Below are 20,140 nucleotides of genomic sequence, written 5' to 3'. Positions count from 1 at the left end.
GCGCCGCGCCTCGCCCCGGCCGGGTCATTTGCGTCAACCGGAATACGGCTTTTCATCCGATTGGGTGCGCTTTTTCCGTGTGTTCGCCATCACCCCACGCCGTTTCGGCCTCCCAACCCACCCGGGGTCGGGCAAGATGGCAAGTCGCCCAGAAGGGCATGGAGGAGGCGACCCAAATGGAGACGAAGGCCGGCACGGCGCAAGGGACGGTCGACGGCTACTTGATGGCCGACTTCCCGTGGTACGGGCTCGACGAGGCGTTCACCGGGCGCCGGTGGCTCACCACGATCGGGACCAGTGCGGACGGCACCGTGGAGTACGGCTCGACCGGCCACGGCGACGAGCCCACCCTCAAGGCCGACCTGTCCGACCCCGAGGGGCTGCGGTTCGCCGTGGTCGTCACGGTCGCCGAGCGCCCGGTACGGCGCAGCGCGGACGGCACCGGCACCCTGGAGGCCACCTCGGTCGCCTCGGCCGCCTGGCTGGCCGGCTCGGGCCTGCTGTCGTGCACCTGGCCGGCCCACATGGAGCGGGCGTTGCGCCAGGACTGGCTGGACCAGCAGACCGCGGCCGCCTGGGAACTCGCCGACGACCTGACCGGCTCCGGCTGGTCCACCCTCACCCTTCCGGTGGACGGCATCCCCACCCCCTTCCACTACCGCGAATCGGAGTACGGCTGGGTGATGGCCGGCTCCGCCAGCGGCGTGCACCTGGGCGCGTACGGGCGCGGCATGAGCGCGTACGGGCTCGGCCTGTCCGTGGTCAAGGACATCACCGACTACGTGGAGTGAGCCCGGGCCCGGACTGAAGGGTCCCGGAAGGGCCCCGAAGGTCCCCGGAACGAAGAGGGGCGGCCGCCGAAGCGACCGCCCCTTCCGTATGTTCGGCGCTGCGTTCGGGCCCTGCGTCCAGGCTCCGTACGCCCGCGCCCGAGCGTCAGAACTTGTTGCGCGGGGTGATCCCCAGCGACATCCCGGCCAGCCCGCGGGACCGGTTGGTGAGCTTGCCCGCGATACCGCGCAGGGCCGCGCCGGCCGGGGACTCCGGGTTCGTCAGCGCCACCGGGCGGCCGTCGTCGCCGCCCTCGCGCAGCCGGACGTCGATCGGGATCCGGCCCAGCACCGGCACGGTGGTCCCGGTGGTCCGGGTCAGGCCCTCGGCGACCCGGTCGCCGCCGCCGGTGCCGAAGACGTCAACCACCTCGCCGCAGTGCGGGCACGGCATGCCCGACATGTTCTCCACCACGCCGACGATCTTCTGGTGCGTCTGCACCGCGATCGACCCGGCCCGCTCGGCGACCTCGGCCGCGGCCTGCTGCGGAGTGGTCACGACCAGGATCTCCGCGTTGGGCACGAGCTGGGCCACCGAGATCGCGATGTCGCCGGTGCCGGGCGGCAGGTCCAGCAGCAGCACGTCCAGGTCGCCCCAGTACACGTCGGCCAGGAACTGCTGGAGCGCGCGGTGCAGCATCGGACCGCGCCAGACCACCGGCGCGTTGCCCGGGGTGAACATGCCGATCGAGATGACCTTCACGCCGTTCGCCGACGGCGGCATGATCATGTTCTCCACCTGGGTGGGCCGGCCGTCGGTGCCGAGCATGCGCGGCACGCTGTGACCGTAGATGTCCGCGTCCACCACGCCGACCTTCAGGCCGTCCGCGGCCATCGCGGCCGCCAGGTTGACGGTGACCGACGACTTGCCGACGCCGCCCTTGCCGGACGCGACCGCGTACACCCGGGTCAGCGAGCCCGGCTGGGCGAACGGGATCTCCCGCTCGGCCTGGCCGCCGCGCAGCGACGACGCCAGGTCCTTGCGCTGCGCGTCGCTCATCACGTCCAGCGTCACCCGCACCGCCGTGACCCCGGCCACCCCGCCGACCGCGGTCGACACCCGTTGGGTGATGGTGTCCCGCAGCGGACAGCCGGCGACCGTGAGCCAGACGGCCACGGCGACCGTCCCGTCGTCGGCGATGTCCACGGATTTCACCATGCCGAGCTCGGTGATCGGCTTGTGGATCTCCGGGTCGTTGACCGTGGCGAGCGCGGCGCGGACTGCGTCCTCGGCCGGCGTCGGGCGGTACGTAGCGGTAGCCATACGTCGATGGTACGGCTGTGGGCTCGAGTCCCCCTTCAGTGCCCCGGCGCTTCCGCGGCCCCTGGAGACACGCGAGCCACCCGGCACGGACGTCCGGGACGGTTCAGTGTCCGCGCCCGTCGCCGTTCTCCGCGGTCCTGGCCCGCCCGGGGTGCACCTGGCCGTCGAGATCCCGGAGCAGGTCCTGGAGTTCGGAGCGGATCCAGTCGCGGGTGGCGACCTCGCCGAGGTTCACCCGCAGCGCCGCGATCTCCCGGGTCAGGTACTCGGTGTCGGCGATGCTGCGTTCGTTCTGCTTGCGGTCCTGCTCGAGGTTGACCCGGTCCCGGTCGTCCTGCCGGTTCTGCGCCAGCAGGATCAGCGGGGCGGCGTACGACGCCTGGAGGGAGAGCACCAGCGTCAGGAAGATGAACGGATAGGGGTCCCACCGCGCCACCGGGGGCGCGAACACGTTCCACAACAGCCACACCACGATGACGGCGGTCATCCAGAGGATGAACCGCCAGGTGCCGAGGAAGCGCGCGATGCGCTCGGACATCTGCCCGAACGCCTCCGGGTCGTAGGTGGGCAGCACACTGCGGCGCGGCTCGCGCGGCTGGTCGAGACGGCTGCGCGGCCGGGGGGCCGCGGTGGCGCCGGCCGGGCGCGCCTGGCCGCGCTCGCGGTCCTCACCGGCCATCGGCCGCCTCCGTCATCTCCCGCTCCGTCTCGTCCGCCGGGCTGTGCAGTTCGTGCTCCCGCCAGTCCTCGGGGAGCAGGTGGTCCAGCACGTCGTCGACGGTGACGGCGCCCAGCAGGGAGCCGCTGTCGTCCACCACGGGTGCGGAGACCATGTTGTACGTCGCCAGGAAGCTCGTCACGGCAGGAAGAGGTGTCTGCGGGTCCAGCGGTTGCAGGTCGGTGTCCACGATCGAGCCGAGCAGCGTGAACGGCGGGTCGCGCAGCAGCCGCTGGAAGTGCACCAGCCCCAGGTACTTCCCGGTCGGCGTCTCCTCCGGCGCCCGGCACACGTACACCTGCGCGGCCAGCGCCGGCGGCAGGTCCGGCTCGCGGATCCGGGCCAGCGCGTCCGCCACGGTCGCGTCCGGCCGCAGCACGATCGGCTCGGTGGTCATCAGCCCGCCCGCGGTGCGCTCCTCGTACGACATCAGCCGCCGTACGCCCGCGGCCTCGTGCGGCTGCATCAGCATCAGCAGCCGCTCCTGCTCGTCGCCCGGCAGTTCGGCCAGCAGGTCGGCCGCGTCGTCCGGGTCCATCGCCTCCAGCACGTCCGCGGCCCGCTCCTCCTTGAGCCGGCCGAGGATCTCCACCTGGTCGTCGTCCGGCAGCTCCTCCAGCACGTCGGCCAGCCGGTCGTCGTCGAGCACCGCGGCCACCTCGCCGCGCCGCTTGGGCGACAGGTGGTGCAGCACATTGGCCAGGTCGGCCGGGCGCAGCTGCTCGAAGGTCGCCACCAGGCTGGCCGCGCCCTGGCTCTCCTCGCGCAGCGAGAAGCCGCTCACCTCCGACCAGTCCACGGTCAGCGTCTCGCCCCCGCGCCGCCCGCCGGAGCCCTTCCACGGCAGCGCCACGCGCGACTGCGGCCGGCCGTCCTTGCCCCGGCGCACGAAGACCTTGTCGATCTCCCAGTCCCTGCGGGCCGGCAGCCGCACCATCGACACGTCCAGGACGGTGGCCTCCTCGCCGGCCTCCTCGTCCGCCGTCTCCCCGGTGACCTCGGCCGCCCCGTCCTCGTGCTCGTGCTCGCGCCGCAGCAGCCGCACCCGGCGGTCCAGCAGCTCGGCCAGCACCAGCGTCTCGGTCGAGCGCTGCTCGAAGCGGCGCATGTTCACCACGCCGGTGGTGATCACCTGGCCCGACTCCATGCCGGTGACCCGGGTCATGGGCAGGAAGATCCGGCGCCGGCTGATCACCTCGACGACCAGCCCCAGCACCCGGGGCGGCCGGCCGCCGACCCGCATCATCACCACGACATCGCGCACCCTGCCCACCTGTTCGCCGTTCGGATCGAACACGGCGATCCCGGACAGGTGCGAGACGAAAACCCGGGGGGCGCCCGCGACCATTCGGTTGCCTCCTGCGTTCGGCTGCGCTTGCGTAGCGAGTGTGCTTCGGCTTGTGCTTGTGCGGGACGGCCCGCACCCGGCCGTGCGGCACGAGCCGTACTGACCCGCTACGTCACTCGGGGCAAGGCTACTCCGGGCGGATCATGGGCGCCCGGTGCCCCATAGGGGCGCGGGGAACTGCGCGAGCAACCACTGACTGCCGGTGGTCCGGGAACGACAGCAACTGCCCCCTTGGGTCGGTGGCGACCCGCGCCACGGTGGTGGGCTTGTCGCGCAGTTCCCCGCGCCCCTGGGTACTCCGGTGTTGCCGCAGCGCGCGTGATCCCCGCGCCCCTGGGTTTTCCCGGCGAACCGTAGGGGGGCGCGGGGGACCCCCGCCGCGGTACCGTGCGGTAGCTTCAGCCCAACCCGTTCCGAGGGGGAACCGAACCCGTGCGTAACGCTTCCGCCGGCCGCCCCGCCGGCCTCGTCATGGGAGTGGTCGCCGCGGGGACCCTGCTGAGCGGGTGCCTCGGGCTCGGCGGCAACCCGGACGCGGGCACCAACGGAGTGGGCAAGCTGCCGCCGGCGACCATAGAGGCGCAGGCCAAGGCCGCGGCCGATACGGCGACCGCGGTACGGCTGTCCGGCACGGTGGCGAGCGGCGGCTCGACGTACCGGCTCGACATGCGGCTGCGGGCCGACGGCGGGGTCGGCGAGGTGACCACGAAGGGCGCGACCTTCCAACTGCTGCGCGTCGGCAGCGCTCTGTACCTGAAGGCGAACGCCGACTTCTACGGGGTGAGCGGCTCCAAGGACGCGCAGGCCGCGGCGGCCGAGCTCAACGGCAAGTACGTCAAGGTGCCGCCGGGTGATCCGGCCTACGCCCAGTTCAGCGGCTTCACGGACAAGAAGGTGCTGCTCTCCGGGCTGTTCGTGCTGAGCGGCTCGCTCACCCGCGGCGACCACCGCCAGGTGGCCGGCACCAAGACGATCGCCCTGAACGGCAGTGCCGGCGGCTCCCTGGACGTCTCCCTCAAGGGCGCCCCCTACCCGCTGCGCTACCAGCGCGCCGGTGGCGCCGGCACCCTCACCCTCTCCGACTGGGGCGACGACTTCTCCCTGGTCGCGCCCGGCAAGTCCGACGTGGTCGACTACGGCAAGTCGCTCGGCCAGAAGTAGCGGCTAGGCCCGTTTCCGGCGGCGGGCCAGCAGGCGCGGCAGCGCGGCCGGAACCTCGCCACGGGTGGTCGCCGGGGTCGCCACGGGCACGGCGGCCCCCGAACCCGCGGGCATCGTGCCCGGCGCCTCCAGCAGTTCGCCCTCCGGCACCACCCGGAACACCTCGCACTCCCGGGCCCACCGCTCCACCATGTGCTCGCCGTCGGGCGCGTTCAGCCGCCGCCCCTTCAGCTCCGCGACCGCCGCGTCCCATTTCTCGCTCCGGGGCGCCAGCAGCTCCGCTTTTCCGGTCCACGTCACCAGGCGGCCGCCCTTGTCCTTGGACCGTACGGTCACGGTCGCCGCCCCGCCGTCCACCAGCCCCGGCAACGGCTGTTCCCCGGGCCCCCCGACCACACACAGCCCGCCCCCGGCCCACCCATGCCAGAGGGCTCTGCCGTTCACCCACACCAGGCCGGACTTTTTCGTGGCCTCCTCGACCAAGGCGGCTTCTTCTGTCTTCACGCCCACCACCCTAGGCCCCGCCTGGCGGCGGCCCGGTTCGCCGGGAGCGCCCCTTGAGGTGCCGCCCTCCGTCAGGAGAGGGGCACCGCCCTCCGCAGAGGATCACGCAGATCCGTGGAGTGGGTGAGCCACCGCTCATGAAGGGCGGGGGCGCCGTGGACCCGTTTCCAGGCGGCCTCGGTGGGGGTCATCGGGAGGAGGGGGAGGAAGCGGACCGGGTCCAGGGGGTCGTCGAGGGGGAGATCGGGGACGAGGCCACCGTTCTCGGCGACGAGGACCGCGGAGAAGGGGGCGCGGGGCCACAGGGGCTCGCCGGTGTCGAGGGAGTTGCCCGGGGCGATGACAACCCCTTCGACCTGGGGGGAGGCGGCGAGGACGGCGAGCGGCCGGAGGACCTGGTCGGTGTCTGCGGCGCCGGCCCGCAGCGAGAGGATCAGCTCGGCGCGCGGCCCGCGGAGGGGATCGGGGGCGGTGTCCAGGGGGTCGGTCATGGGCCGGGCGGACATGCCGAGGGTGACGTAGCGCACGAGGGGCCGGCCGTCCGCGGAAGAAGCGAAGCGAAGCACTTCGATCCGCTCGGCGCCGAGGAAGGTGACGGCGGCCCGGGCGTCCGGCTCACCGAAGGATTCGCGCAGCTGAGCCTCGACCAGCGCCAGAACATCTGCCATACGGGGAGCATAGAACGCGTATCGAACGCGCAAAGGTCGACCGGGGGACTTCCGGCGCTTGGTAAGGTGGAGCGTTCGCGTACGCCGTCCCTTACGTGGGGACCGGCCGGAGGAGGTGGGGCTGACATGGATCCCAGTCGACCGTGCAGTACCAACAGCTCTTCCGTGCGCCGTCGCGTGCGCTGAGCCCTCGCGTTCCATACCCGGCTCCCCGGCCCTGAAACGCGCGAACTCACGACTTGTCCGCGGGCTGCGGCCCGCGCGGAAGAGCGCCCTGAACTGCCTGGTGATCACCTGAGTCCTGATCAGCATTTCAGTACGGCGCCCCGCCGTCGGCCAGTCCGTGAAGGAGCTTGCCATGTCGATGATCCGTGATCTGCGCGCTGTCGTCCGTCCCGCGCTGCGCAAGAACTCCGTGTCGTACGACTACGGTCCGGCCGCCCCCGTCACGAACTCCAGTGCGGTGGTGGACTGCGCGGTGTACCGCAACGGCGTGCGCTGCTCGGACACCATGGACGTGCGCGAGGCGCTGGCCATGGTCCGGGCCGGCCGCACCCCCGAGCAGTGCGACGGCAGCAACGGCTTCGTGTGGATCGGCCTGCACGAGCCGACCGAGCAGGAATTCGCCGGCATCGCCCAGGAGTTCAGCCTGCACCCGCTCGCCGTGGAGGACGCGATCCACGCCCACCAGCGGCCCAAGCTGGAGCGGTACGACAACTCGCTGTTCACCGTCTTCAAGACCATCAGGTACGTCGAGCACGCCGAACTCACCGCGACCAGCGAGGTGGTGGAGTCCGGCGAGGTGATGGTCTTCACCGGCCAGTACTTCGTGATCACCGTACGGCACGGCGGGCACGGCTCGCTGCGGGCACTGCGGCACCGGCTGGAGGACGACCCGGAGCTGCTGGCCAAGGGCCCCTCGGCGGTGCTGCACGCGATCGCCGACCAGGTGGTGGACGACTACCTCGCGGTCACCGAAGCGGTGCAGGACGACATCGACGAGGTCGAGATCGACGTCTTCTCGGCGGTGAACGGCAAGCCGTCGCGTGGCGGCGACGCCGGCCGGATCTACCAGCTCAAGCGCGAGGTGCTGGAGTTCAAGCGGGCCGTCTCCCCGCTGCTGCGCCCGATGCAGCTGCTCGGCGAGCGGCCGATGCGGCTGGTCGACCCGGAGATCCAGAAGTACTTCCGGGACGTGGCCGACCACGTGGCCCGGGTGCACGAGCAGGTCACCGGCTTCGACGACCTGCTCAACTCGATCCTCCAGGCCAACCTCGCGCAGGCCACGGTGGTGCAGAACGAGGACATGCGCAAGATCACCGCCTGGGCGGCGATCCTGGCCGTCCCCACCATGATCACCGGCGTGTACGGGATGAACTTCGACCACATGCCCGAGCTGCACTGGACCTTCGGCTATCCGGCGACCCTGGTCGGCATCCTGGCCATCTGCTACGCGATCCACCGCGGCTTCCGCCGCAACGGCTGGCTGTAGGTCCCGGGAACCCCCCCGGGCAGCGCCTAGGAAGCCTTGCGCCGGTCGGCGAGCACCACCAGGGCGAGACCGGCCAGGATCACCGCCAGCGCCGGATAGGCGGCGACCGGCGGCCGCTGGCCCAGCCACACCGCGGCCACCAGCGCGGCGCCCGGCGTCTCCAGCAGGATCGCGGTCGACGTGGTGGACGGGCCCAGCCCCCGGACCACCCGGTTGATCAGGGAGTGGCCGAGCAGTTGCGCGGCCACGGTCAGCGCGGCGATCTTCAGCCACGTCCTGCCGTCCCAGCCGCCCAGCGCCGACCCGGACACCAGGCAGACGGCCAGCAGCGCGACCGCCGTCGTGCCGTAACAGACGTACGTATACGCGGTGGTGCTCGCGGTCCTGCGCACCTCGGCGCCCAGCAGCACGTAACCGGCCGCCGCCATGCCCGCCCCGAGCGCGAGCGCGTCACCGGCCAGCGCCCGGGTGTCCGTGGACAGGTCGATGCCGGTGAGCAGCACCACGCCGACCACGGCCAGCGCCGTGCCCGCCCACACCATGCCCGGCGGACGGTGCCCGCGCGCCCGCAGGATCAGCGTGGTCCAGATCGGCGTCGTCGTCACCAGCGCGGTCGACGTCGCCACCGACGTCATGTTCAGGCTGGGCAGCCACAGCCCGAAATGCAGCGCCAGCACCAGCCCGGCCAGCACGGACATCGCCAGCGCCCGGCGCCCTATGCTGCGCAGCTCGCTCCGGTGCCGCCACAGCGCGACCGGGGTCAGCACGCCCACGGCCATGGCGTTGCGCCAGAACGCGATCGCCAACGCGGGGGCGGCCGTCGACGCGATCAGGGGTGCCGACAGCGACACCCCTGAGACGGCTATCGCCAGCAGTACGAGGTCCAGCGAACGTCCTGCGGTTGCCGTCTGCCCGTGCGGCTGCCCCCCTTGCCGTGCGGGGCCGGCCCCGCCGCTCGTGCCTGCGGCTGCAGTTCGCTGGGGGGCGGTCACGGATCTCCTCGGGCTCTTCACCGCAACGGCTTGCGGGTACGCCGCTCAGCGTAAGGCCCGTGTGTAGGGCAAGCACCTGTCGAGGGTCGAGCCCGGGGTACCCAGGGGCGCGGGGAACTGCGCGAGCAACCGGCCACCGGCCGGTGGTCCGGATGCGACAGCAACTGCCCCTTTGGGCCGGTGGCGACCCGCGCCACGGAGGTGGGCTGGTCGCGCAGTTCCCCGCGCCCCTTCGGGGCACTCCCGGCGAACCGCCCGCCGACAGGTGAGCCCCGCGGCGCAGCCGCGGCCCCGGGTACCCCCGGCGAGCCCCCCGCCGCCAGGCGGGCCCCGACCGGAGGGGTATCCCGGCGAACCCCGTCCGGGTCGGCAGACCCGGACGGGTGATCGTCCTTGACGTGGGCACAGCCCTGGAGGACCGTGGATCGGTATGAGGGGCGAACCCAGTTGCCCGAAGTGCGGTCGCAGGGTCAGGGCGCCCGGCCTCTTCTCCGACTCCTGGCAGTGCGAGGCGCATGGGCCGGTGCACCCGTTGCAGCCCGTGGTACCGCCCAGCGTGGAGGCCCTCGGCGTCGTGGTGAACCACGCCAAGGTGCCCGTGTGGATGCCGTGGCCGCTGCCGGTGGGCTGGCTGTATTCCGGGGTGGCCGCGGCAGGCGACGACCGGACCGGCGGCCGGGCCACCGCGGTGGCCTGCTCGGGACCGGGGCCGCTCGGCGGGCCCGGCGAGCTCATCCTGGTCGCCGAGGAGCTGGGCGTGGGGCTCGGCGCCCGGTTCGCGGGGATCGAGGGACTCGACCCGGGCTCGGCCATGTCCGTCGACAAGCCCCCGGCCGCCAAGGTGCTCGCGGCGGGCCGGCCCACCCCGCTCTGGCACGTGGACGGCTCCCCCGGGGACCGGGTGGTCTTCGCCGGTGAGGCGCTCGGCATGTGGCTGTGGGCCGTCGTGTGGCCCGAGGAGACCGGGCTGCTCATGTACGACGAACTGGTCCTGACCGACCTGCGCGACGCGGGCCTGGAGGCCGATCTCGTCCCCTGCGGCGCCCTCTCCCCGCGCCTGCTCGGCTGACGCCTTCCGGGCCGGGATCCCGGCACCCCGGCGATCGCCGGTCCGTACCTACTCGCGAGACCGAACCGTAAGGCACTCGGGTGACCGTACCTGTGAATCACAGGTACGACGGGACGCTATCCTTGTCTTCGTCCCCCTTCTGTGGTTGCCCTGTCCATGACGGGCCGCCCGTGGCCGCGAGTGTCCCGAGGAGTCCGAGTCCGTGCGCATCGACCTGCACACCCACTCCACGGCCTCCGACGGTACGGACAGCCCCGCGGACGTGGTGCGCGCCGCCGCCGCGGCCGGGCTGGACGTGATCGCGCTCACCGACCACGACACCGTGGCCGGGCACGCGGAGGCGGCCGGCGCCCTGGCCGGGCTGGACCGGCCGTTCACGCTGGTCACCGGGGCCGAGCTGTCCTGCCGGGTGGGCGGGATCAGCATGCACATGCTGGCGTACCTGTTCGACCCCGCCGAGCCCGAGCTGTACCGCGAACGCGAGCTCGTCCGCGACGACCGGGTGCCGCGGGCACAGGCCATGGTCGGCAAGCTCCAGGCCCTCGGCGTGCCCGTGACCTGGGAGCAGGTGCAGCGGATCGCGGGCGACGGCTCGGTCGGCCGCCCGCACATCGCCACCGCGATGGTGGACCTCGGTGTGGTGCCCACCGTCTCCGACGCCTTCACCGCCGAATGGCTCGCCAACGACGGACGCGCGTACGCCCCCAAGCACGAACTCGACCCCTTCGACGCGATCCGGCTGGTCAAGGCGGCCGGCGGGGTCACCGTCTTCGCCCACCCCGGCGCCCACAAGCGCGGCGAGACCGTGCCCGATCCGGTGATCGCGGAACTGGCCGCGGCCGGCCTCGACGGGCTGGAGGTGGACCACGTCGACCACGACGAGCCCACCCGGGCCCGGCTGCGCGGCCTGGCCGCCGACCTCGGCCTGCTGACCACCGGGTCCTCCGACTACCACGGCTCCCGCAAGCCCGTCCCGCTCGGCGCGTGCACCACCGACCCTGAGGTCTACCGGGAGATCGCCCGGCGCGCGACCGGCGCCCAGCCCATCACCCAGGTCTAGCCGCACTCGCGCCCCTCGCCGGCCCGGAACGCCGTCCGCCGGCCCCGGGAACGCCCACGCGCCCGGTGCCGCCGTCCCACGGCCGTACGCAGGCACGTCCGCGCGCGGCCGGCCGTCCGCCGCACGACACGCGGCGACCCGCCCGTACACACCTCACGGATGACACCTCCCGGGCACCCACCCGGCACACGGACATCCGCACGCACAGAAAGCCGTGTCCCCCTGCCATGTTCGACCTCACCCTGTTCGGGTCCGTCTTCTTCACGCTGTTCGTGATCATGGACCCGCCCGGGATCACGCCGATCTTCCTCGCGCTGACCTCCGGGCGGGCGGCGAAGGTGCAGCGCCGGATGGCGTGGCAGGCCGCGGGCGTGGCGTTCGGCGTGATCACCGTGTTCGGCGTGTGCGGCCAGCAGATCCTGGACTACCTGCACGTCTCGGTGCCGGCGCTGCGCGTGGCCGGCGGGCTGCTGTTGCTGCTGATCGCGCTCGACCTGCTGACCGGCAAGGCCGACGAGCCCACCCAGACCAAGGACGTCAACGTCGCCCTGGTGCCGCTGGGCATGCCGCTGCTGGCCGGACCGGGGGCGATCGTGACGGTGATCCTCGCGGTGCAGCACGCGAACGGCTTCGGCGCGCAGGCGGCGGTGTGGCTGGCCATCCTCGCCATGCACGCGGTCCTGTGGCTGACCATGCGCTACTCGCTGGCGATCATCCGGGTGATCAAGGAGGGCGGGGTGGTCCTGGTGACCCGCCTGTCCGGCATGCTGCTGTCGGCCATCGCCGTGCAGTCGGTGGCGAACGGGATCTTCGGCTTCGTGCACGGGCAGGGGTGACGCCACGATCGGCCGCCGTAGCCGCCCCGGAACGCCAAAGCGCCCCGTACCTCGGTGTACGGGGCGCTGTCGCGTACGGGCGCGGCGGGCCGTGGGCCCGACGTGCTTGCGGGTGTTACTCGGCGGGACGGATGTAGATGCGCTGCCCGAGGGCAGCGGCCTGCTGGACGATCTTGCTGACGGCAGAGGCATCCACGACGGTGCTGTCCACGGCATTGCCGTTCTGGTCGTCGAGCCGCACGATCTCGAAACGCACTGGGTTTCTCCCTTCGTCGCGCGTTACATGTGTCGTCAACGAACACCCCCTTCGAACTATTCCCTACCCTAAAGAAAATTGTGCGCGCGCATCTACTAGCGGGAAAGGGACTGGTCACCCGACCAGAAGGCGATCAGCGCGGCGGCGGTCTCGGCCGGCCGCTCCGCGTTGGGGGAGTGCCCGGCTCCCTTGATCACCACGCGCGGCGCACCGAGCCGCTCGGCCATCTCGTCCAGCAGCGGCACCGGCCAGGCGTAGTCCTCCTCGCCGGACAGTACGAGGGTGCGCAGCGGCACCGCGGCAAGTTCTGCCACCCGGTCGGGCTCGGTCATCAGTTGCCGGGCCGTGGCGATCAACTGCTCGGGAACGGTCGTCACCCAGCGCCGGTGCAGGAATTCGGTCAGCCAGGCGGGCTCGCCGTCCCGCCCCTCACCGTCCATCGAGCGCATCACCTGCCACGCCGTCTCCATGTCGGTCGTGGGCAGGAAGTCCACCAGGAGCTGGGTCCGCTGCTGCTGGTCCGCGGAGATCGCGGCCGGGCCCGAGCTCATCAGGGTGAGCGAGGTGTACGGCGCCGGGCCGTCGGCCAGCACCGAGGCCCGTACGACATGGCCGCCCAGCGAGTGCCCCAGCAGGTGCAGCGGCGTGTCCGGGCCGGACGCCGCCACGAGCGCCGCCGCCTGCGCCGTCACGTCGGCGCCCAGCTCTCCTTGCGCGTACGCCTGCTCCGACCGCGGACCGCCGGACTCGTGCTGCCCGCGGCCGTCCACCGCGACGACCCGGAACCCGGCGCCCGACAGCGGCGCCAGCAGGTCCAGGAAGTCCTCCTTGCTCCCGGTGAACCCGGGGATCAGCAAGGCGGTGCCCCGGGCGGGAGCCGTCCCGTCCGGTGCGGCGTCCAGCACCGCGAAGGAGCCGCGAGACGTCTCCAGCCGACGGGCCGTCACGTTCTCCGGCAATTCCAGGGCAGTGGGTCGACTCATGGCGGAAGACTACGTGTTCCTTATGTCCGACAGGTTGCCTCCCGGTATTTCCGCGCGGGCCCGTGGCCTGCGCCGTCGTGCACGAAAGCGGAGCCGTGCGCACGGCGGCACGAATTGCCGGTTCCCGGTCGCGGAATTGCCGCCTGCGGGGTTCGGCCCCGGATACGGCGTCGCGGCAGGCGACAGCATGTGCGGGGCTCGCCCTCCGCCAGGAGAGGGCGAGCCCTCGACGTACAAGACGGGCGTCAGGCCGTCGGGGTTTCCTCCGGGGCGACCGCGGCCTTGCGGGTGCGGCGGCGCGGGGCCTTGGGAGCCTCGCTCTCCTCGGCGGGCGCCGCCGCCGGGGCCGGGACCTCGGCCGTCGCCGCCGCCTTGCGCGTGGTGCGGCGGCGCGGGGTCTTCGGGGCCTCCTCCGCGGCAGCCGGGGCCGGGTCGGCCGGAGCGGCCGGTGCCGGCACCTCGGCGGCGACCGCGGCGGCCTTGCGGGTCCGGCGACGCGGAGCCTTGGGGGCCTCGGTCTCCTCGGCGGGCGGGGCCGCGGGGGCCGGGACCTCCGGAGCGATCGCCGCGGCCTTGCGGGTGCGGCGGCGCGGGGTCTTCGGCGCGGACTCGTCCGTCACCGGCTCGAGCACGGGAGCCGGCGCGGCCGCCACGACGGGCTCGGCGACCACGGCGACCGCCGCGGCTTCGGTGCCCGCCGCGCCCGACGCGCCCGCCCGGGTACGGCGACGGCGCCGCGGGGTCCTGGGCGCTGCCTCCTGCTCCTGCGGGGCGGAGGGGGCCAGGGCGTCCTCGACGGCCGGCGCAGGCGCCTGCGCGCCCGTGGTGAGGGTCCCGACGGCGGCCTGTGCGGCCGTCTCCGCCGCGGAGGCGGGTTCCCCGGCCCGGGTGCGGCGGCGGCGCCGCGGAGTGCGGGCCGGCCGCTCCGTACGGGGCGCGTCGCCGTCACGGGAGTCGCGGCCCCCGCGGCCGCGCGGCCCGCGGCTTCCGTGACCACCGGTCTCGCCGAGGTCCTCGACCTCCTCCGCCTCGAGCCCGGCCCGGGTGCGCTCGGCGCGCGGCAGGATCCCCTTGGTGCCCTCGGGGATGCCCAGCAGCTCGAACAGGTGCGGGGAGGTGGAGTACGTCTCCTCGGGGTCGTTGAACGGCAGGTCCAGCGCCTTGTTGATCAGCTGCCAGCGCGGGATGTCGTCCCAGTCCACGAGGGTGATCGCGGTGCCGGAGGCGCCGGCCCGGCCGGTGCGGCCGATCCGGTGCAGATAGGTCTTCTCGTCCTCGGGCGTCTGGTAGTTGATCACATGGGTGACGCCCTCGACGTCGATGCCGCGGGCCGCGACGTCGGTGCACACCAGCACGTCCACCTTGCCGTTGCGGAACGCGCGCAGCGCCTGCTCGCGCGCGCCCTGGCCGAGGTCGCCGTGCACCGCGCCGGAGGCGAATCCGCGCTTGGCGAGCTGCTCGGCCACGTCCGCCGCGGTCCGCTTGGTGCGGCAGAAGATCATCGCCAGGCCGCGGTCCGACGCCTGGAGCACGCGCGCGACCAGCTCGGGCTTGTCGAGGGAGTGGGCGCGGAAGATGTGCTGGGTGATGTTGGCCACCGTCGCGCCCTCGTCGTCCGGCGCGGTGGCGCGGATGTGCGTGGGCTGCGACATGTAGCGGCGGGCCAGGCCGATGACGGCGCCCGGCATGGTGGCGGAGAACAGCATGGTCTGCCGCTTGGCCGGCAGCATGGCGATGATCTTCTCGACATCGGGCAGGAAGCCCAGGTCGAGCATCTCGTCGGCCTCGTCGAGCACCAGGGCGCGCACGTGCTTGAGGCTGAGCTTCTTCTGCCCGGCCAGGTCCAGCAGGCGCCCGGGGGTGCCGACGACCACGTCGACGCCCTTCTTCAGCGCGTCCACCTGTGGTTCGTACGCCCGGCCGCCGTAGATCGCGAGCACCCGTACGTTGCGCACCTTGCCGGCGGTCAGCAGGTCGTTGGTGACCTGCTGGCACAGCTCGCGGGTGGGGACGACGACCAGCGCCTGGGGGCTGTCGGCGAGCGCTTCGGGCGCCGCGCGGCCGGCCTCGACGTCGGCGGCGACGGTGACCCGCTCCAGCAGCGGCAGCCCGAAGCCCAGGGTCTTGCCGGTGCCGGTCTTGGCCTGTCCGATGACGTCGTTGCCGGCGAGGGCGACGGGGAGCGTCATCTCCTGGATGGGGAACGGAGTGGTGATGCCGACGGCCTCGAGGGCCTCGGCGGTCTCGGGGAGGATCCCGAGGCTGCGGAAAGTGGTCGTGGTCAGGATGTTGCCTCTTCTGTGAGACGCGGCACTGTCCGGCGAGGGGGGTCGAGCGGCCGGGGCGCCTGGCTGAGGCGCCGGTCACTGACCGCGCGTGGGTTGTCGTAGCAGCCGGGGCGGCTGCGCGCGCGGGACCGCTGCCCTCGCTGATGCCGCGAGTGGGCCCTTCCCGTTCGGCGGGGAAGGCGGTCGGTTCGGAGCCGATCGGGCCACCGACCGGGCATCCAGGTACTGCACACGTCGCCCGTCACACGGACAATGGGTACGTACGCCGTGCACGTACAGCCACCAGCCGGCGACGGGTGCAATACCACTCTACCCCGGAAACGCGTAGCTGCACCCTTGCAAATGTTTCGTTCGGGACTGCATGTGTCGCGGACCGTGTCGCGCGGTGTGTCGCCGCAGGCGTTGCGGGCCGCGTCGCCGGCCGTTTCACCAGCGGCTTCGGGGGCTGCCTCTGGTGCCGCGCCGGCGGCTGTGCCGGTCGCCGCGGCGAGGGGCTTCGAGGCCGCCTGCGCGACGGTCCGGACGGCGGCCTTCGCTATTGTGCGCAGCATGGAGACGCCTGAAACGCCCGACCCGACGTCCGTGCCGGAATCCGCCGGGGACCGCGCCCCGAAGCCCGGCAAGGCGGCCGACGAAGCGCCCGTCACCGGGATCGCCGCACAGGACTGGGCCACGGCGTCCGCGGACCCGCACTACCGGGCGGCCGTCGTGGACCTGCTGGGCGCCCTGGCGTACGGCGAACTGGCCGCCTTCGAGCGGCTGGCCGAGGACGCCAAGCTCGCGCCGACCCTGGAGGACAAGGCGGAACTCGCCGCCATGGCCGCGGCCGAGTTCCACCACTTCGAGCGGCTGCGCGACCGGCTGGCGGAGATCGGCGAGGCGCCCAACAAGGCGATGCTGCCCTTCAAGGCGGCCCTGGACGACTTCCACCGCCAGACCGCGCCCTCGGACTGGTTGGAGGGTCTGGTCAAGGCGTATGTGGGCGACTCCATTGCGTCGGACTTCTACCGCGAGGTGGCGGCCCGGCTCGACACCGACACCCGCACCCTGGTGCTGGCCGTGCTGGACGACACCGGGCACGCCAGTTTCGCGGTGGAGAAGGTACGGGCCGCGATCGCCGCCGAGCCGCGGGTCGGCGGCCGGCTCGCGCTGTGGGCCCGGCGGCTGATGGGCGAAGCGCTGTCCCAGGCCCAGCGGGTGGTGGCCGACCGGGACGCGCTGTCCACGATGCTGGTCGGCGGGGTCGCCGACGGATTCGACCTGGCCGAGGTCGGCCGGATGTTCTCCCGGATCACCGAGGCGCACACCAAGCGCATGGCCGCGCTGGGTCTGGCCGCGTAACCGCGTCGGCCGGCGGTGGGGGCCGCGTCGGCGCGGCCGGTCACGGCCGCAGCAGGAGCAGCGCGGTGTCGTCGGTGCGTTCGCCGTGCGGCTGGGCGCGGGCGATCATTTCCTCGGCGAGCCGGTCCAGCGGCCCGCCGGCCCGGTCCAGCACCCGGGTCAGCACGGCGACCACCGCGTCGTCGTCCCGGCCGCCGGCCTCGACCAGGCCGTCGGTGTAGAGGGTGAGCACCGCGCCCGGCGGCAGCGGCACCGCCGTCGTCGGGTACGTGGCCGCCGGGTCGATGCCCAGCAGGATCCCCGGCGGCACCGCCAGCACCCCGGCCCGGCCGTCCGGCGCCCGCAGCAAAGGCGGCCGGTGCCCGGCCGAGGCCAGCAGCGCCCGGTGCCGGGCCAGGTCCACGTGGACGTACAGACAGCTGGTGAGCAGCTCGGCGCCCAGGTCGGTGAGCAGCCGGTTGGTGCGGGCCAGGATCTCGCCCGGCGGGGCGCCCGCGGCGGCGTACGCGTGCACGGTGGTGCGTACCTGCCCCATGTGCGCCGCGGCCGTCACGCTGTGGCCCTGCACGTCGCCGATCACCGCCGCGACCTCGGTGGGGCCGATCCGGATCAGGTCGTAGAAGTCGCCGCCGATGTCCATGCCGTGGCTGGCCGGCAGGTAGCGGGCGGCCACCTCCAGGCCCGGCACGACGGGGAGCCGGTGCGGCAGCAGTCCGGCCTGCAGGCCGTGGGCCAGGCGCGCCTGCGCGTCGTACAGCCGGGCCCGCTCCAGCGCCTGGCCGACCAGGTTGCCGATCGAGGCGAGCACCGCTCGTTCCTCACGGGTGAAGCGGTGCGGGCGGGCGAAACCGAGCACACAGGTGCCGGTGTGCCGCCCGGAGACGACCAGCGGCAGGAACGCCCAGGCCGCCGTGGACGGCGACCAGTCGATGCTGTCCGGGCACGAGCGGCACAGCTCCTCGCGGGAGGCGTAGAAGGCCGGGACGCGGGCGGCCGGACCGAGCACCTCGGGCACGCCGTCGGTCAGCACCGTGCCGTCCACCCGGTCGATGAAGTCCGCGTCGAAACCGCTGTGCCCGATCACCCGGGCCCGGCCCGCGTCCGGTGCGAGCAGGGCCAGGTCCTGGGCGCCGAAGGCGCCGAGGAACCGGTCCGTGGCCAGTTCCACCACGTCCCGCAGCCGCACCGTCTCACCCAGCGAAGCGGCCAGGTACAGCAGGTGATGGGCGGTGCCCAGCCGCTGGCCGGAACCGGTGGACGCCGGCCGGCCCGGGACGGAGCGCCGGGTCCGCGCCGGGGTGATCCGTACGCTCACCCCCGAGGAGTCCGGGTACAGCTCGAACAGCAGTGGCCGGTCCGGCGGGCGCACCGCGGTGAACGACGTCGGCTGCTGGCTGAACAGGGCCTCCCGGAACTGGTACTCGAACAGTGGGTTGTCCAGCCACGGGACGGTCTCCCACAGCAGCCGGCCGGTCAGCTCGGTGGCGTCCGGGCCGAGCAGGCCGGCCGCGGTCCGGTCGGCGAAGGTGACCCTGCCGTCGGCGTCCAGGGCGTAGTCGCCCTCCGGCAGCCGCTCCAGAAAGGCGGACGCCGGGGGTTCGGCGGGGGCCTGATCCGCGGGGCCGCCCGGGTCGATCCGGCGGGGCTCGGCCGAGGGCTCCAGCCGGGTCCCGCCCGCTTGTGCCTGCGCGAGCACCCAGGCGATGGTCGCGCACGCGGCCTCGATGCGCTTGCGCTCGGCGGCGCCCAGCCGCGCCGGGCGCGAGGGTGGCCACAACAGGACCAGCGCGCCCCGGGGCGGCGCGCCGGGCGCCTCGGTGAGCGGGGCGACGGCCATGGCGAAGCGGTGCGGGAAGACCAGCGCGGCCTTGGGGTACTCGCGGGACAGGGCGCGGTCGGTGCCGAGCCACACCAGGCGCCGGTCGCGTACCGCGTCGATCACCGGGTCGCCGGAGGGTTCCGTCGCGCCGGGCGGCGGCAGCTTCAGCCGGGCCACCGGCTCCGCGAACCGGGGGGACACCCCGCTGCCGGCCTCCAGGCACAGCACCTCGCCGCCCGGCTCCAGCAGGTACAGCGCGCCGGAGTGGGCGCCGGTCCGCCGGACGGCATCGAGCACCAGGGCATCGAGTGCCGCGCGTACGGTCTCGCCGGTCGCCGTACCGGCCGTGTTGCCTCGCATCTGGCGACCACCCGCCGACGAAGTGGTGGCTGTTTGCTTCCGCTTCCGGTGTTGTGTCCGGAATGCCCCGCTTCATCAGCATTACAGTGCGGGGCGGCCGGTTCAAGGCGAGGCTTCCGGGGACGGCCTTCGATGCCGGGCCCCTGAGATGCCGTGGCCGGGGGAGCGGCCTGCGAGGACGTTACGCCGCCGAGCGCATCCTCGCGTGGCGGCCCTTGCGCGGCGGGCGGGCCAGCACGCTGGTGAGGGCCACCGCGGTGAGGAAGGCGGCGAGCAGGGTGTACGGCGCGTGGCCGCCGCCGAGGACCGTGTACGTCACCAGGCCGCCGAGCAGGCCGGCCGCAGGGCCGGTGGCCAGCAGCAGCGCGGTGAACGGGAAGCGCAGCGGGAACAGACGGGCGGCGGCGCTGGCGGCGAGCAGGCCGAGCGCGGCGAAAGCGATCGCTTCCCACACGAGCATCGTCGTCCCTCCGGATTGTCGGCGCCTACCGGTCGGTCAGGTCCTACCCACCGGTACTACCCACCCTGTGAGGGGGACAAAACGGAGTGCGGGCCGGGCGGGGCGCCGGCGGTCCGGCACGGCCGGGACACAGCGGAGGGAGCCGGCACGAAGCGGGGGCGGCAGCCGGGTACGGGCCGCCGCCCCCGCGGGGACGTGCGTGGAACCGGAAGGCCGGTCCCGGTGCCGCCGGGCAGGCGGCGGACGCGCTTCTCGCGTCAGAGCGCGGCGCCGAAACCGACCCGGCGCACCGCCGGCTCGCCGATCTCGACGTAGGCGAGGCGGTCGGCCGGGATCAGCACCTTGCGGCCGTGCTCGTCCTCCAGGGTCAGCAGCTTGGCCGTCCCACTGAGCGCGTCGGCGACGGCCTTCTCCACCTCGGCCGCCGACTGGTTGCTTTCCAGGCTGATCTCGCGCGGCGCGTGCTGGACGCCGATCTTGACCTCCACGGCTTTGGATACCTCCGAGTCTCTGCGGGGTGCGCGGGTCGAGCGATTCGCGCCGTACGCAGCACAGCGTAGCCCCGCCGGTCCGGCAGCAATCCGTGGAAGGGAAACGCCGTGAGCGAACACGCCGCCGCACACCGTGGGCCCCGCGCGCCCCCGTACGGCCGCCACCGTGGCCGTCGCCCCGGGCGCGCCCCGGCGGGATC

General features: G+C 73.3%; 18 protein-coding genes and 1 pseudogene. 7 read left to right on the top strand and 12 right to left on the bottom strand.

Features of this window, described 5'->3' with window-relative positions; translation table 11 throughout:
* Window positions 1-158: 158 nt before the first annotated feature.
* Entirely contained in the window at window positions 159-791 is a 633-nt protein-coding gene (locus ITX44_RS24775) for a hypothetical protein (RefSeq protein ID WP_205359575.1), read from the top strand.
* A 145-nt stretch (window positions 792-936) separates the two neighbouring features.
* Here ITX44_RS24775 and ITX44_RS24770 read toward each other — a convergent pair whose 3' ends face one another.
* The 3 genes from ITX44_RS24770 to ITX44_RS24760 all read right to left on the bottom strand — a co-directional run bounded on the left by ITX44_RS24770 (window position 937) and on the right by ITX44_RS24760 (window position 4,160).
* A complete protein-coding gene (locus ITX44_RS24770) occupies window positions 937-2,094 on the bottom strand; it encodes an Mrp/NBP35 family ATP-binding protein (RefSeq protein WP_205359574.1) in 1,158 nt (385 codons plus the stop codon).
* A gap of 103 nt (window positions 2,095-2,197) precedes the next feature.
* Entirely contained in the window at window positions 2,198-2,773 is a 576-nt protein-coding gene (locus ITX44_RS24765) for a DUF1003 domain-containing protein (protein WP_205359573.1), read from the bottom strand.
* Window positions 2,763-4,160: a magnesium transporter MgtE N-terminal domain-containing protein gene (locus tag ITX44_RS24760; RefSeq protein ID WP_205359572.1), complete on the bottom strand. Its 1,398-nt coding sequence runs from the start codon at window positions 4,158-4,160 to the stop codon at window positions 2,763-2,765. Before ITX44_RS24760 ends, ITX44_RS24765 begins: the two co-directional genes overlap by 11 nt.
* Window positions 4,161-4,631: 471 nt before the next feature.
* On the opposite strand from ITX44_RS24760, the gene ITX44_RS24755 reads away from it, so the two are divergent.
* Entirely contained in the window at window positions 4,632-5,321 is a 690-nt protein-coding gene (locus tag ITX44_RS24755) for a hypothetical protein (protein ID WP_205359751.1), read from the top strand.
* 3 nt (window positions 5,322-5,324) lie between these two features.
* On the opposite strand, the gene ITX44_RS24750 is transcribed toward ITX44_RS24755, so the two are convergent.
* On the bottom strand, window positions 5,325-5,825 hold the full coding sequence (locus ITX44_RS24750) for a hypothetical protein (protein WP_307795470.1): 501 nt from the start codon (window positions 5,823-5,825) through the stop codon (window positions 5,325-5,327).
* 71 nt (window positions 5,826-5,896) lie between these two features.
* On the bottom strand, window positions 5,897-6,493 hold the full coding sequence (locus ITX44_RS24745; RefSeq protein ID WP_205359570.1) for a suppressor of fused domain protein: 597 nt from the start codon (window positions 6,491-6,493) through the stop codon (window positions 5,897-5,899).
* A 358-nt stretch (window positions 6,494-6,851) separates the two neighbouring features.
* Here ITX44_RS24745 and ITX44_RS24740 point away from each other — a divergent pair, with 358 nt between their 5' ends.
* The gene (locus tag ITX44_RS24740) at window positions 6,852-7,985 is read left to right on the top strand and encodes a magnesium and cobalt transport protein CorA (protein WP_205359569.1); all 1,134 of its coding nucleotides are present in this window, start codon (window positions 6,852-6,854) and stop codon (window positions 7,983-7,985) included.
* Window positions 7,986-8,011: 26 nt separating this feature from the next.
* Here the strand turns inward: ITX44_RS24740 and ITX44_RS24735 are convergent, their stop codons facing one another.
* Entirely contained in the window at window positions 8,012-8,977 is a 966-nt protein-coding gene (locus ITX44_RS24735) for a DMT family transporter (RefSeq protein ID WP_205359568.1), read from the bottom strand.
* 430 nt (window positions 8,978-9,407) lie between these two features.
* On the opposite strand from ITX44_RS24735, the gene ITX44_RS24730 reads away from it, so the two are divergent.
* The 3 genes from ITX44_RS24730 (at window position 9,408) to ITX44_RS24720 (ending at window position 11,942) form a co-directional block, all read left to right on the top strand.
* Complete coding sequence (locus ITX44_RS24730; RefSeq protein WP_205359567.1) at window positions 9,408-10,046, top strand: DUF6758 family protein; 639 nt, start codon at window positions 9,408-9,410, stop codon at window positions 10,044-10,046.
* A gap of 202 nt (window positions 10,047-10,248) precedes the next feature.
* A complete protein-coding gene (locus ITX44_RS24725) occupies window positions 10,249-11,106 on the top strand; it encodes a PHP domain-containing protein (RefSeq protein WP_205359566.1) in 858 nt (285 codons plus the stop codon).
* Window positions 11,107-11,333: 227 nt separating this feature from the next.
* Window positions 11,334-11,942 (top strand): MarC family protein, encoded by a 609-nt coding sequence (locus tag ITX44_RS24720; protein ID WP_205359565.1) that lies wholly within the window; start codon window positions 11,334-11,336, stop codon window positions 11,940-11,942.
* 115 nt (window positions 11,943-12,057) lie between these two features.
* Here the strand turns inward: ITX44_RS24720 and ITX44_RS24715 are convergent, their stop codons facing one another.
* The 3 genes and pseudogenes from ITX44_RS24715 to ITX44_RS24705 form a co-directional block, all read right to left on the bottom strand.
* A complete protein-coding gene (locus ITX44_RS24715) occupies window positions 12,058-12,198 on the bottom strand; it encodes a DUF8834 family protein (RefSeq protein ID WP_205359564.1) in 141 nt (46 codons plus the stop codon).
* Window positions 12,199-12,293: 95 nt separating this feature from the next.
* Window positions 12,294-13,181, bottom strand: coding sequence for an alpha/beta fold hydrolase (locus tag ITX44_RS24710; protein WP_205359563.1), 888 nt, complete (start codon window positions 13,179-13,181; stop codon window positions 12,294-12,296).
* Window positions 13,182-13,227: 46 nt separating this feature from the next.
* Window positions 13,228-15,469 (bottom strand): annotated as a pseudogene (locus tag ITX44_RS24705) (DEAD/DEAH box helicase); the annotation flags it as partial.
* Between the two features lie 549 nt (window positions 15,470-16,018).
* Between ITX44_RS24705 and ITX44_RS24700 the strand changes: the two are divergent.
* Entirely contained in the window at window positions 16,019-16,810 is a 792-nt protein-coding gene (locus tag ITX44_RS24700) for a ferritin-like fold-containing protein (protein ID WP_236061508.1), read from the top strand.
* A gap of 40 nt (window positions 16,811-16,850) precedes the next feature.
* Here the strand turns inward: ITX44_RS24700 and ITX44_RS24695 are convergent, their stop codons facing one another.
* From ITX44_RS24695 to ITX44_RS24685, 3 genes are all read right to left on the bottom strand, one after another.
* Window positions 16,851-18,989 carry a SpoIIE family protein phosphatase gene (locus tag ITX44_RS24695; RefSeq protein ID WP_205359561.1) on the bottom strand — a complete coding sequence of 713 codons (2,139 nt, stop codon included), beginning with the start codon at window positions 18,987-18,989 and terminating at the stop codon, window positions 16,851-16,853.
* Between the two features lie 181 nt (window positions 18,990-19,170).
* Window positions 19,171-19,449 (bottom strand): hypothetical protein, encoded by a 279-nt coding sequence (locus ITX44_RS24690; protein ID WP_205359560.1) that lies wholly within the window; start codon window positions 19,447-19,449, stop codon window positions 19,171-19,173.
* Between the two features lie 257 nt (window positions 19,450-19,706).
* Complete coding sequence (locus ITX44_RS24685; protein WP_205359559.1) at window positions 19,707-19,937, bottom strand: DUF3107 domain-containing protein; 231 nt, start codon at window positions 19,935-19,937, stop codon at window positions 19,707-19,709.
* Between the last annotated feature and the right edge of the window lie 203 nt (window positions 19,938-20,140).

This window comes from Actinacidiphila acididurans, from assembly GCF_016918855.1.
GTDB lineage: Bacteria > Actinomycetota > Actinomycetes > Streptomycetales > Streptomycetaceae > Actinacidiphila > Actinacidiphila acididurans.
This window is presented reverse-complemented; position numbering and strand designations above follow the sequence as displayed.